The organism is Mycolicibacterium parafortuitum (assembly GCF_010725485.1).
Lineage (GTDB): Bacteria > Actinomycetota > Actinomycetes > Mycobacteriales > Mycobacteriaceae > Mycobacterium.
In genome coordinates this window covers 1,583,530-1,596,525 of the sequence record NZ_AP022598.1, presented here as the reverse complement: position 1 = coordinate 1,596,525, position 12,996 = coordinate 1,583,530, and the positions used below count along the sequence as shown (strand labels likewise).

The following is a 12,996-nucleotide window of genomic DNA, read 5'->3' as shown; positions in this document are numbered from 1 at the left end:
TTCAGGATCCGTTGAGGTAGGTCAGCACCGCGAGTACGCGGCGGTCACCGTGCTCGGGGATGGGCAGTTTGGCGAAGATGTTGCCGACGTGCTTGCGCACGGCCGCCTCGGATACCACCAGCCGGTCGGCGATCTGCTGATTCGTCAGGCCCTGTGCCATCAGTCCGAGCACCTCCTCCTCACGCGGTGTCAGCGCCGCGAGGACTCCGCGCCGACGCGACGCGCCGACCAGTGCGACGACGATATCGGGATCGATGATCGTTGCACCGGAGGCGATCTCGCGGACAGCGTCCAGGAAGTGGCGGACATGGGCGACGCGGTCCTTGAGCAGGTAGCCGAGGCCGCCGCGGCCGGTGTCCGCATCGCGGTCGAGCAGCTGATCCAGCGAGCCGACGGTGGTGTACTGCGACAGGATCACCACCGGCAGACCCGGGGTGGCCCGGCGCAGCTCGATCGCCGCCCGGATTCCCTCGTCGGTGTGTGTCGGCGGCATCCGCACGTCGGTGACGATTACATCCGGCCGGTGGGTTCGGGTGGCCTCGCGCAGTTCGTCGGCCGATCCGACCGCGGCGCAGACCTGGTGCCCGTCGGACTCGAGGACGGTGACGATCCCCGTACGCAGCAGCGGGGCATCCTCGGCGAGCACGACGCGCAGGTTCGTCACAGCGGGCTCCGCATCGTCACCTCGGTGGGTCCCCCGGCGGGGCTGATGATCGTCATGGTGCCGTTGAGGGCTTCCACGCGGGCAGCCAGGGTGGACAGCCCGCGACCCGGTTCGATCGCGGCGCCACCACGGCCGTCGTCGCGGATCACCATCTCCCACATCATGTTCCCGCGCCGCGCGGCGATCGTCACCGACGTGGCGCAGGCGTGCTTGACGACGTTGGTCAGCGTCTCGTTGAGCACCAGGTAGGCGGCGTGTTCGACCGGTGTGGGCAGCCGGACCGGTGTCTCGGTGTCACCGAAGTCGACGTCCACCGGCAGCGGGTACTGGGCGATCAGATCGGCTGCGGCGGCGGCGAGGCCGTGTTCGGTCAGCGCCCGCGGAAGGATTCCCAGCAGCACCGAGCGTAGTTCGGCGGCGATGTCGTCGACCTGGCGGTGGGCCTCGGCGGCGAGACGACCGGTGGCGTTGTCGCCGTGGGTGTTCTCGGCGATGCCCAGCGTCAACGCCAGCGCGACCAGCCGGTGCTGGACCCGGTCGTGCAGGTCGCTCTCGATCCGGCGACGCTCCTGCTCGACGGCGTCGAGCAGTGCGGACCGGGACTGTTCGAGCCGGGTCACCTCGCGCTGCAGCGCATGCGGATCCGTCAGCGCGGCCGCCGTGATCTGTCCGACGGCGGCGGCATAGCCGCCGTTGAGATACGCCGTCAGGGTCAGGACCGCGATGCCCAGCGGCACGGCGGCCCACGCCTCGGCGGGCGAATCGACGAGCCACAGCCCGACGTTGATCGGCTCGCCAGGATGGACCAGCCAGGGCGCCGCGAGCAGCACAGCGGTCAGGATCGCCGAGAACCCCACGCACACAACACCCCACGGGCCGGTGCCGAGCGCCGTCAGACACAGGTAGCCGACCTGCCGCAGAGTCGGTAGACGGTGCTCGGCACGCGCCGCCGCCAGATCCCGCCTGGCCCGGTCGGCAGCCGGCTCGTCGATCAGCGCCAGCCGCGCACATTCGATCTCCAGCAGCGGCGCCCATACCGCGCTGCGTAGCGGCCGGGACAGGCCCGCCAGGATCAGCACCGGAGCAGCGACGAACAGCACCGCGCCGAACACACCACCGAACAGCGTCCACAGCAATGCGCGCCACGGCCACGCCGACACCAGGTACCCCGGCCCGGACACCATCGCGGCACCCACAGATCGCGCCGGGGCCGAGACCATCACCTGAGTCTAGAACCGGTGCACACGATGGCCGCGACGAACGGTGCCAGGCCGATGCAGAGCAGCAGCGTCGTCGCGTTGATCCCGACCCGGTCACCGAAGAGTTCGGACATGCCCACTGCCACGACCAGGTTCGCACCCGCGTGCAGGACCGCGCAGGGCCATACCGAGCCGGTCGCCGACCACAGCCAGCCGATGACGAACTCCAGCATGATGCTCAGCGGCACCCACCCCAGCATGCTCCAGACCGCCTCGGCCGCAGGCACTTCGCCGCCGAAGTAGCCGACCCACGGCAGTGGCCAGTGCCAGACGCCCCAGATCAGCCCGGTCAGGAACGTGGTGGCGACCGGCCGTCCCGGCACCAAACGGTCCCGCAGATATGCCGTCCAGCCGAACTCCTCACCCCAGAAGATCGGCGCGGCGGCGATGCAGACGAGGGGGCCCGCCGCGAGATAGGCCCACGCGGAGGCGGGCATGGCGAGGTCGGCTATCGACCACCAGCCGAGACCGATGGCGGCGCCGACCCCGATCAGCAGGACACCCCACGGGATCGTCGCCGCGGCCAGCCAGTACCGCCAGGACGATCGCAGATTCAGGCGCAGGCCGCAGCCGGCGAATCCCTCGCGGGTGATCCACCGCCGGACGATGCAGGCGGCGATCGCCGGGACGAACGCCGCGGTCGCCAACTGGGTCCACGGGTCGTCCAGCGACCCGCCCAGGCCGTGGACCGCCAGCCACGGGACCCACGCGCCGACGAATGCCAGCGCCAGAAACCAGGGCACCCCTCGCGTGCGGTGCGCCGGCGCTGCGGTGGCGGGCGCACCGGTGGTGGGTGCACAGCGTGCGGTTGTCGTGTCAGCCGGTTCCATGTCACCAGTTCAGCGCCCGCGGCCGGTCACGTCGCTCACCCCGGCGCCCGTCCTGGGGTAGCGCGTGCGCTACCCCAGGCGGCCGGTACTACGCCGACGCCAACTGAGCTCCGTCGCCGAAATCGGTGCTGCGCGAGAGCGGTTCCCGCAACATCACCGAGACGATCCGCCGGCTCAATGGACGGCGTCATGAACGACCGACGATCAAAGTGTCGAACAGCAGGCCGAGACCGATCGTGGTGCTGCCCAGCCTCGGATACCGGGCTGCGGCAGGCGGCTGACCCTCAGCTCCGCGACACCAGGCCCTCGCGCGCAGATGCGGCGACCGCGGCGATACGGGCGATGTCGTCGGCGGTGTCGACCACCGCGTAGGACGCGCCGATCCCCCGAGATCCGTTGACTTCGCACTCGTACTCGATGCGGCGGGCCGCCCTGCGGGCCACCCCGGCCGCGCGGGTGCGCTGCCCGAAGGTCAGGTGCCGTCCGTCGGACACCACGACCAGCCGCCGCGCCCCGGTGTCGAGCACCGCGCCGACCGCGGTGTCGCAGAGGGCGTCGGTGGACGCCTTATTGAGCACCCGCGCGGCGGCACGGTCGGGGACGAGGACGACCACCATCGAGTCGACGACGCACGACGCCGGCCCCTCGATCACATCGGCGCCGAGCCGTCGCAACGCGGCGACCATCGAGGCGGTCAGATCCGGTGACCTACCGACCACCATCACCGACGACACGTCGGCCGCCTGCGTTGCCACGACACCCTCGCTTGTCAGGAGAACAGAAATTGCCCGCGCATAATTCAGCGGCCGCAATTAAGAATTGCGGAGAATGCGAAATGCGAATGCGAACAGCTATCAGGCAGGGGTGGGGCGCTTCCGCCGAGGAGGTGCCTGCTCGGACTGAAATTGCTTCTCGCGCTTCTGCGCCCGGCGTTCCTTGATCGTCATCGCCGGTTTCCGGCGTTCACGACTCTGCGATTTATCAGCCATCGTTGCTCCTTTGCTCGCAACCATCACCAACGCCGACCATACCCAAGAAAAAATTAAAAGCCAGTCGCCGAGATATTCGCTCGTACTACCGTCGATGCGGTGCCGATGTCCCGTCCGCGTATCGCCGGGTGGTGCGCTGCCGGCGCCCTCGCGGCGATCGTCGTCGCCACGGCGTGCACGCCCTCGCCCGCACCGCGTCCGGCACCGCCTGCACCGTCCACGGTGCCTTCCCCGCGTGCGGCCCCGGTCCCCGCCGTCCCGCCGGTGAAACCGCGCGGTGACTTCTCCGCTGTCGTCGCGCTGGTCGAGGACGCGGTCGCGGCGCGACGGCTGCCCGGTGCCGTGGTGCAGATCGGGCACGGCGGGGAGATCGTGTTCCGGCAGGCCTTCGGTGCCCGCAAGCTCGACGGCGAACCGGGGTTCGACGGTGCACCGTCGGCCGCCGAACCGATGACCGAGGACACCGTGTTCGACATCGCATCGCTGACCAAGGGTGTCGCGACCGCGACGGCGATCACCCAGCTCGAGGTGCGGGGCCTCGTCCGCCTCGACGAACCGGTCCAGACCTATCTGCCCGGATTCAACCCCACCGCCGATCCGCGTCGCGCACAGGTGACGTTGCGCATGCTGTTGACGCACACCTCCGGCATCGCCGGGGACCTCAGCCTGGACGGCCCGTGGGGACTTACCAAGCCCGACAAGGCCGATGGCATCCGCCGGGCGCTCGCCGCCTGGGTGGTCTTCGACCCGGGCACGGTGTTCCACTACTCCGACATCAACTTCATCCTGCTGGGGGCCCTGCTGGAGAAGCTGACGGGCCGGCCTGAGGACGGGTACGTCCGCGACAACGTGTTCGCCCCGATGGGCATGGCCCACACCCGCTACCTTCCCGTCCCCGAAGTCTGTGGGCCGCACCGTGTCCGGGGCACGGCGGTGGCGGCCATCCCGGGGGCCGCACAGGTGGTGCACTGTCCGGAGGGGACGTGGAACATCGGGCTGCTCGAGAGGATCGCGCCCACCGCGCTCGACGAGGACACCCCCGGCCTCAACCCGGACTTCGGATATCCGTTGCGCGGGACGGTGCACGATCCGACCGCGCGGCGCATGGGCGGCGTCGCGGGCAATGCCGGAGTGTTCACCACCGTCGGCGACCTCGGGCTGTTCGCCCAGGCCCTGCTGGACCGGCGGGCCGGACGGCCGAGCAGCTTTCCGCTGTCACCCGAGGGTGCGACATTGATGACGACACCGCAGCAACCCGATGCCGCCGCACCGGATCTGCGCGGTCTCGGGTGGGACATCGACACCGCGCATTCGGGACCGCGTGGTGCGGTCTTTCCCGTCGGCGGATTCGGCCACACCGGATTCACCGGCGTCACGATGTGGCTGGATCCGGGCTCGGACACCTACGTGATCGTGCTCGCGAACGTCATCCACGTACGCGGCGGACCACCGATCGTCGGACTCAGCGGCGACATCGCGACCGAGGCCGCGCGCGCCCTTCACCTGTACGGCGCTTAGCGGCCCATCCGTGCGGCCAGGTACGGCGCGGTCCGGCTCGTCGGGTGGGCGGCCACCACCTCCGGCACCCCTGCGACCACGACGGTGCCGCCGTCGTCACCGCCGCCCGGCCCGAGGTCGATGACGTGGTCGGCTCGCGCCACCACGGACATGTCGTGCTCGGCCACCACCACCGTGTTGCCGGCATCGACGAGGCGGTGCAGCTGCTGTTCCAGCAGCTCGACGTCGGCCGGGTGCAGGCCGGTGGTGGGTTCGTCGAGCACGTAGAGGGTGTGCCCGCGCTTGGCGCGCTGCAGCTCGGTGGCCAGTTTGATGCGCTGCGCCTCCCCGCCCGACAATTCCGTGGCTGGTTGCCCGAGCCGCAGATAACCGAGGCCGACGTCGCGTAGCGTCGCCAGACTCCTTGCGGCGCTGGGAAGTTCGTAGAGGAATTCGGCTGCTTCGTCGACGGTCTGGGCCAGCACCTCGGCGATGGTGCGGTCTCGGTAGGTGACCTCGAGGGTTTCGTCGGAATAGCGGGCGCCACCACAGGCCGGGCAGGTCGCGTAGGTGCCCGGCAGGAACAGCAGCTCGACCGCGACGAATCCCTCCCCCTGACAGGTGGCGCAACGGCCCTCGGCCACGTTGAACGAGAACCGTCCGGCACTCCAGCCCCGCCTGCGGGCCTCGGGGGTGTCGGCGAACGCCTTGCGCACCGCGTCGAACAGCCCGGTGTAGGTGGCCAGGTTCGAGCGCGGGGTGCGGCCGATCGGTCGCTGGTCCACCGTGACCAGTCGGTCGATCACGTCGGCTCCGTCGACGCGCACCCCCACGCTGGAGTCCACGTCGATGTCAAGCAGTTCGGCGTCGCTGTCGGCGCCGTCGTCGGCGGGTTCGGCGGACCGGCCGAGTTGCCGGGCCATCACGTCCCCGAGCACCTTGCACACCAGCGTCGACTTGCCGGAGCCGGAGACCCCGGTGACCGCCACGAACGCACCCAGCGGGATGTCGACGCCGACGTCGTGCAGGTTGTGAAAAGTGATGCCGCGCAGGCTCATCACGCCCAGTGGCCGACGGGTCGCCCGCCGCTCGGGTGGCGCGTCGGCGAACAGATATCTGCCGGTGACCGAGTTGCCGACCTCCGCGAGCCCGGCCACCGGTCCGCTGTAGAGCACCTCACCGCCCCATTCGCCCGCGCCGGGACCGACGTCGACGACCCAGTCCGCGCGGCGCACCACATCCATGTCGTGTTCGACCACGAACAACGAATTGCCCGCGCGCCGAAGCCGATCCAGTACATCGAGCAGCGGTTCCGCGTCGGCCGGATGCAGACCCGCCGAGGGTTCGTCGAGCACGTAGAGCACGCCGAACAGCCCGGCCCGCAGTTGCGTCGCCAACCGCAACCGTTGCAACTCCCCCGGCGACACCGTCGGTGTCCGGCGGTTCAGGCTCAGATAGCCGAGCCCCAGGTCGACGAGCACACCGATCCGCGCCACCAGATCGGCGGCGATCATCGTCGCGACTTCGGTGAACTCCCCGGACTCGGTGGATTCGAACGCAGCCGCGAACTCGGTCCGCGTCGCGGCCGGTTCCAGCACATCGGCGAGCGTCGTCAACGGCAGCGCCACCAGATCAGCGATCGTCTGGCCGGCGAACGTGACCGCGAGCGCCTCGGGCCGCAGCCCGGAACCGTCACACACCGGACAGTCGGTGCTGTGCACGTACTGCAGGACCCGGCGCCGCATCGCGGCGCTCTGCGAGTTCGCCAGCGTGTGCCGGACGTGGCGTTCGGCGCTGGAGAAGGTGCCGTTGTAGTAGTAGTCCGCGGTGACCGGATGCTGGCTCGGGTCGATCTCGACGGTGGGCTGGTCCTCGGTGAACAGGATCCAATCACGGTGCCGCTTGGGCAGTTTGCGCCACGGCTTGTCGATGTCGTAGCCGAGCGTGATGAGGATGTCGCGCAGGTTCTGGCCCTGCCAGGCGCCGGGCCACGCCGCTACCGCACCTTCGCGGATGGTCAGCGACGGATCGGGCACCAGCGTCTGCTCGGTTACCGCGTGGATGCGGCCGAGCCCGTGGCATTCCGGGCAGGCGCCGATCGTGGTGTTGGGTGAGAACGCGTCGGAGTCGAGCCGCTCGGTGGCCCCGGGTGGATAGGTCCCGGTGCGGGAGAACAACATTCGCAGCAGGTTCGACAATGTGGTGACCGTGCCGACGGTCGACCGGGACGTCGCGGCGCCGCGACGCTGCTGCAGCGCCACCGCCGGTGGCAGGCCGGTGATGTCGTCGACCTTCGGAGCGTCCTGGGGCAGCAGCAGCCGACGCGCATACGGCGCGACCGATTCGAAGTAGCGGCGCTGCGCCTCGGCATAGATGGTGCCGAACGCCAGCGAGGACTTGCCGGAGCCGGACACCCCGGTGAACGCGACGAAGGAGTCCCGGGGCGCAGCGAGATCAACGGTCTTCAGGTTGTGCACCCGGGAGGCGAACACCCGGATGTACGGGTCCGGTCCGTGTTCAGCTGTGCCCGCCCCGCCGTCCATCCCATCCATTGTGTACGACGACCCCACCCTCTGCGTTGTCGCGGATTCCGGAGGAGCTGTCATCCCCCATCTTGAGCTGTCCCTCCTCGGACAGAACGTCGTGTTCATCGAGGACCGACCCCTGGCGACCGCGCTCCGCCGTGGAACCCGGGGGTTGCCGACGGTTAGGCTGGGTAACCGGTGGGCGCAGCGTGGACCCGCTTTCGGGGGTTCGGCTACCTGAAGGAGAGTCATGCGTCGGCGGCTACTGAATCGAACGATCACCGGGACGGCGGTCGTGTGCGCGGCTCTGCTCGTCGCCGGTTGCGAGGCGCACGCCGGCGGCAACCCGCCTGCCGTCGAGGACGCCCCTCAAGCGCCGCCCGCGGTCGCAACGGCCCCGCAGCCCGCGGCCCCCCCCGTGCAGCGGGCAGGATCCTTCGACGGCCTCGAGGCCCGTGTGCGCCAGGCGACCGCCGCCGCGGCCGAGTCCGGTGCCGCCATCGAGACCGTGATCCTGGATCGCACCACCGGACAGACCGTCGCCGGCGGGGGCGGCGCGCAGTTCCCGATCGCATCCGTGGTGAAGCTGTTCATCGCCGACGACCTGCTGCTGCAGGAGGCCGAAGGCAAGACCACGTTGTCCGCCGCCGACCGGCAATCGCTCGACGTCATGCTGCGCTCCTCGGATGACAGTGCCGCACAGATGTTCTGGGACCGCAACGGCGGCAATGCGGTGATCTCGCGGATCGTCGCCCGGTACGGCCTGACCGGGACGACCGCTCCCTGGAACGGGCACTGGGACGTCACCGAGAGCACCGCTGCCGACCTCGTCCGCTACTACGACATGCTGTTGACCGGCGCCGGCGGACTGCCCCGCGAGCAGGCCGACATCATCATGGACAACCTCGCACGCTCCACCCCGACCGGCACCGACGGCTACCCGCAGCGCTTCGGGATCCCCGAGGGCCTCTACGCCGAGCCCGTCGCGGTCAAGCAGGGCTGGTTCTGCTGCTGGAACGGCGGCAACCAGCTGCACGTGTCCACCGGCGTGATCGGCGCCGACCGGCGCTACGTGATGGCGATCGGTTCCCTGGATCCGACGGGTGAGGCCGCGGCCCGCGCGAACATCACCCAGGCCGTCGAGACGATGTTCCCGGGCGGAAAAATCTAGCCCGTACGGCCCGGCGAGGCACAGCTGTTAACAACCGTCCCGTTGTTAACATCCGCGCCGTGGAGCATTCGGTTTCTCGTCGCGACGCCCTGCGGTACGCGGCCGCCGCGTCGGCGGCGATGGCCGGCGTCGGTGCTGCCGCGGCCGGCGCTCCGCACGCGCGAGCCGCCGCGCCCACCCTGATCGACTTCGCCGCGGCCCAGATCCCCGCCGACGCGATCCGGGCCGCCGGCCACGCCGGGGTGATCAACTACGTGTCGTTGTCCCGGCCGGGGTCGAACTTCGGTGCGAAACCGATCACGCGGCCCTACGCCGAGTCGCTGACCAAGGCCGGGCTGGTGATCGTCAGCAACTACCAGTACGGCAAGCCCGGCGGGACGGCTCCGTCGGACTTCACCCGCGGATACGCCGGCGGCGTCGCGGACGCCAAGACCGCATGGCAGTTGCACACCGCGGCGGGGGGTGCGCGCAACGCACCGATCTTCTTCTCCGTCGACGACGACATCGACCGGCAGACCTGGAACGACCTGGCGCTCCCGTGGTTCCGGGGCATCAACTCGGTGCTCGGCGCCCAGCGCACCGGGATCTACGCCGGGATCCGGCCCTGTCAGTGGGCGGCCGCCGACCGCGTCATCGGCAACTCCCGCACCCCCGGGCACGTGTGGGCATGGCAGACCCGGTCGTGGTCCAACGGTCAGATCTACCCCGCCGCGGTGCTGTACCAGCGCATCATCGACACCGCCTCGAACCCGGGGCCGCTCATCGGCGGCGTCAGGGTCGACGTCAACGACGTGCTGGCCCAGGACTGCGGGCAGTGGAACTTCCACCAGTGACGCCTTCGCGCTGACACCGGGTGGGTGGTCCCGGCCCGGGTGGGTATCCCGGTGCCCATGGCTGACAAGAAATCCCGCGCCGACACCCCGGATGAGCCCCAGCCCGTCGTCATCTTCGCGCCGCTACCCGTACTGACCGTCACGGTCGAAGACCGCTCCGGTGCCCCCGACATCCACGTCCACGCCGGGGGCCAGGGCGTCTGGCAGTCACGCATGATGTCGTCCCTCGGCGTGCCGGTGGTGTTGTGCGTGGCCCTCGGCGGGGAAACCGGTGACGTTCTCGGGCATCTGCTGCCGATCGAGGGCGTCTCGGTGAAATCGGTTCCGGTCAGCGCCCGCAACGGCTCGTATGTGCACGACCGCCGCTCCGGGGACCGCGACGTCGTGGCCGAAGCCGCCGGCACCCCACTCGATCGTCACGAACTGGACTCCCTCTACGAGCTCACCCTGACCGAGGGGCTGACCAACGGACGGGTGTTGCTGTCCGGCCCGCAGGAGGACGACGTGGTGCCCGCCGACCTCTACCGGCGGTTGACCACCGACCTCGGCGCCAACGGTTGCGCGGTGGCCGCCGACCTGTCCGGGGACAGGCTCGAAGCGGTGCTCGCCGGCGAGCCCAGCCTGGTCAAGGTCAGCCACGAGGAACTGCTCGACGACGGCCGAGCGAAATCCGACGACGCGAAGGATCTCGTCACCGCGATGCGCTCGATGCGCGACGACGGCGCCGGCACCATCGTCGTGTCGCGGGCCGGGTCCGCCCCGGCGCTGGCCCTGATCGACGACGGCGACATCGTCGAGATCTGCATGCCCACACTCGAACCCGCCGACTCCGCGGGAGCCGGGGACTCGATGACCGCGGGCATCGTCTCAGCGCTGGCTCTGGGTCGGCCGGTGCGCGAGGCGCTCCAGATCGGCGCCGCGTGCGGTGCGCTCAACGTGGTGCGGCACGGGCTGGGCACCGGCGGCGCGCGGGCCGTCGAAACCCTGGCCGAACGGGTGGAACTCCGCGAATGGACATGACGCAGAAGGAGGCCGCGTGCCGCTCGCACTGGTGACCAACGACGACGGAATCGACTCCGCCGGTTTGCACGCGTTGGCGAGTGCCGCGGTGAAAGCCGGTCTCGACGTGATCGTGGCCGCGCCGGTGGAACAAGCCAGTGGTGCGAGCGCCGCGCTCAGCGCGGTCCGGCACGACGGCCGCACCGTGGTCGAACCCCGTCAACTCCCCGACCTCGACGTGCAGGCGTGGGCCGTTCACGCCCAGCCGGGGCACATCGTCGCGGCCGCGCTCAACGGCTGGTTCGACCCGCGGCCGGATGTCGTGCTGTCCGGAATCAACCACGGCGCCAACGTCGGCCGGGCGGTGCTGCACTCGGGAACCGTGGGCGCCGCACTCACCGCCAAGATCAGTGACACCCGCGCGCTGGCGGTGTCCCTCGACGTCGCGCTGCGTCCAGACGGCGCACGGCATTGGGACACCGCCGCGGGCCTGCTCGCCCCGGTCCTGGAGTTGCTGTTCGCTTCCCCCGACGGGACGGTGCTGTCGCTCAACGTCCCGGACCGGCCCGCATCGGAGCTGGGTCCGCTGCGCCACGCACGCCTCGCCCGCGGCGGGGCGGTGCAGACGCGCGTCGAAGAGGTCCGGGACGGCGGCGTGCGCCTGACCGAGGTGGAGTCAGAAGAGCGGCCAGGCCAGGACACCGACAGCGCGCTGCTCGACGCCGGACACCCGACGCTGACCGAACTGCGGTCCGTCGAGGCAGATGACGGCGACCTGGTGCGAGATTGGTTGGCGCAGAACGCTAACCGGTGAAACCCTGCCCCGATGTCGAGCTGTCGTGGTGGGTGTAGGTCAGCGGAATCTGCCGGCCAGCGGCGATCTTGTTCAGCATCGCGATCCGTTCCCGGGCGGCCGCGCCGGTCCTCTTGCGGTGCTCGCGGATCGGATTCGAGAACGGCAGGCGGTCGGCAACCCGTGCGATGCCGACGTTCAGTCTGGTGAACCGCGTGAAGTCGCGCACCCTGCGCTCGAAGTCATAGCCCAGTCTTTCGAAGCGGGTGTCGGCCACCATCGCGTCGATCTGCTCATAGCCGAACACGACTCCGGCCGAGGCCATCGCGACGGTTGCGGTGATCTGGTCGGAGTAGCGCGCCACCACGCTTCTCACCCACGACGGAAGGGCATCGGTCAGGAGCTCGAGGTGTTCGCGGCTGGCGATGGCGTCGACGAGTTCGGCGCGCCACGGAGACGGATTGCCTCCCCTGGCGAGTACGTAGTTCAACGACTTGATCAGTTCGACACCGTCGGCGGAGCGCAGCCGCTCCGGCGCCCCCCACAGTTGTCCGGAGAACGACGAGTATTCCGCGAGATCCTCGAGCTGCTGCCTGGTCAGCTTGCGACCGAAGGCGTGGTCGACCAGACGACCGAGGAGCATGCCGCTGCCGAACCCGAGCAGCGACGTGACCGGAATGGGCTCGCCGAACTTCAGATAGAGGGCATCACCCCACTTCCGTCGCAGACCCCGACTGGCCAGTGCATGCATCAACCGCACCCGCACCACGTCCTGGAACGCCTCGGACTGCCGGTCGAAGATGTCGGGCAGAGTGAACTCGGCGAACACCCGAGCGGTTTCGATGTTGCGGCGCGGACCGTCGTCGGCGAACCGTCCGGTGGCGCCGGTCGCGGCGGAGATGTCGCCGGTCATCGCGGTCTCGTACAGCGCCCATCCCCGGATGATCGTGGTGGCTGCCATCGTGCTCGACATTGCCAGCATCCGACCGCGTTCGGCGGCGACGAGATCGAATTGCTCGGGCAGGTTGTCGAGATGGGCGAACAGGTCGACGAACTCCTGCGGCGGATCCTCGAGGGTGTCGATTCCCTGTGTCAGCGCCTGTTCGAACAACGCGCGGCCCTGCTCGTGGCCGATCCGCTCGAACGCGTCGACGACACCGATCATCAGTTCGTCACGCTGCCAGAAGTAATCGTCGCGCAGGCGGGTCAGTTCGCTGGGCTCGACCTCTTTGTCAATGTCGATCCACTCACCGAACATGACCTCACGCATATGCCGCCATTGCGGGGCGAACTGGTCACGTCCGGGCGGGATGGGCCTCAGCGGCCGATCGGGATGGTCACGCCGGTTGAAGTCGACATCCTCGAGCAGGATTTCGGGGCGCTCGCCGGTCACGGTCATGCAGGAATCCCATCTCACTCATTGAGGGCACTGATTC

11 protein-coding genes are annotated in these 12,996 nt (G+C 69.6%); 5 read left to right on the top strand and 6 right to left on the bottom strand.

Features of this window, described 5'->3' with window-relative positions; genetic code table 11:
• Nucleotide 1: 1 nt before the first annotated feature.
• The 4 genes from NTM_RS07455 to NTM_RS07440 form a co-directional block, all read right to left on the bottom strand.
• Nucleotides 2–664 (bottom strand): response regulator transcription factor, encoded by a 663-nt coding sequence (locus tag NTM_RS07455; protein ID WP_163765928.1) that lies wholly within the window; start codon nt 662–664, stop codon nt 2–4.
• Nucleotides 661–1,884: a sensor histidine kinase gene (locus tag NTM_RS07450; RefSeq protein ID WP_232079648.1), complete on the bottom strand. Its 1,224-nt coding sequence runs from the start codon at nt 1,882–1,884 to the stop codon at nt 661–663. The genes NTM_RS07455 and NTM_RS07450 overlap by 4 nt, the downstream gene beginning before the upstream one ends.
• Nucleotides 1,884–2,753, bottom strand: coding sequence for a CPBP family intramembrane glutamic endopeptidase (locus NTM_RS07445; RefSeq protein ID WP_163765926.1), 870 nt, complete (start codon nt 2,751–2,753; stop codon nt 1,884–1,886). Before NTM_RS07445 ends, NTM_RS07450 begins: the two co-directional genes overlap by 1 nt.
• Before the next feature lie 284 nt (nt 2,754–3,037).
• Entirely contained in the window at nt 3,038–3,508 is a 471-nt protein-coding gene (locus NTM_RS07440; protein WP_232079647.1) for a hypothetical protein, read from the bottom strand.
• Between the two features lie 339 nt (nt 3,509–3,847).
• Here NTM_RS07440 and NTM_RS07435 point away from each other — a divergent pair, with 339 nt between their 5' ends.
• Nucleotides 3,848–5,260 carry a serine hydrolase domain-containing protein gene (locus tag NTM_RS07435; RefSeq protein WP_104865470.1) on the top strand — a complete coding sequence of 471 codons (1,413 nt, stop codon included), beginning with the start codon at nt 3,848–3,850 and terminating at the stop codon, nt 5,258–5,260.
• On the opposite strand, the gene NTM_RS07430 is transcribed toward NTM_RS07435, so the two are convergent.
• Nucleotides 5,257–7,782: an excinuclease ABC subunit UvrA gene (locus tag NTM_RS07430; protein ID WP_163765925.1), complete on the bottom strand. Its 2,526-nt coding sequence runs from the start codon at nt 7,780–7,782 to the stop codon at nt 5,257–5,259. The two genes, NTM_RS07435 and NTM_RS07430, sit on opposite strands and share 4 nt — an antisense overlap.
• 232 nt (nt 7,783–8,014) lie before the next feature.
• Here NTM_RS07430 and NTM_RS07425 point away from each other — a divergent pair, with 232 nt between their 5' ends.
• The 4 genes from NTM_RS07425 to surE all read left to right on the top strand — a co-directional run bounded on the left by NTM_RS07425 (nt 8,015) and on the right by surE (nt 11,581).
• The gene (locus NTM_RS07425) at nt 8,015–8,935 is read left to right on the top strand and encodes a serine hydrolase (protein WP_163765924.1); all 921 of its coding nucleotides are present in this window, start codon (nt 8,015–8,017) and stop codon (nt 8,933–8,935) included.
• A gap of 119 nt (nt 8,936–9,054) precedes the next feature.
• The gene (locus tag NTM_RS07420) at nt 9,055–9,768 is read left to right on the top strand and encodes a DUF1906 domain-containing protein (RefSeq protein WP_163769408.1); all 714 of its coding nucleotides are present in this window, start codon (nt 9,055–9,057) and stop codon (nt 9,766–9,768) included.
• A gap of 57 nt (nt 9,769–9,825) precedes the next feature.
• Nucleotides 9,826–10,788, top strand: coding sequence for a 1-phosphofructokinase family hexose kinase (locus tag NTM_RS07415; RefSeq protein WP_083142762.1), 963 nt, complete (start codon nt 9,826–9,828; stop codon nt 10,786–10,788).
• 16 nt (nt 10,789–10,804) lie between these two features.
• A complete protein-coding gene (gene surE / locus NTM_RS07410) occupies nt 10,805–11,581 on the top strand; it encodes a 5'/3'-nucleotidase SurE (RefSeq protein WP_163765923.1) in 777 nt (258 codons plus the stop codon).
• Here the strand turns inward: surE and NTM_RS07405 are convergent.
• Nucleotides 11,571–12,959 carry an oxygenase MpaB family protein gene (locus tag NTM_RS07405; protein WP_163765922.1) on the bottom strand — a complete coding sequence of 463 codons (1,389 nt, stop codon included), beginning with the start codon at nt 12,957–12,959 and terminating at the stop codon, nt 11,571–11,573. The genes surE and NTM_RS07405 overlap by 11 nt on opposite strands.
• Nucleotides 12,960–12,996: the final 37 nt, after the last annotated feature.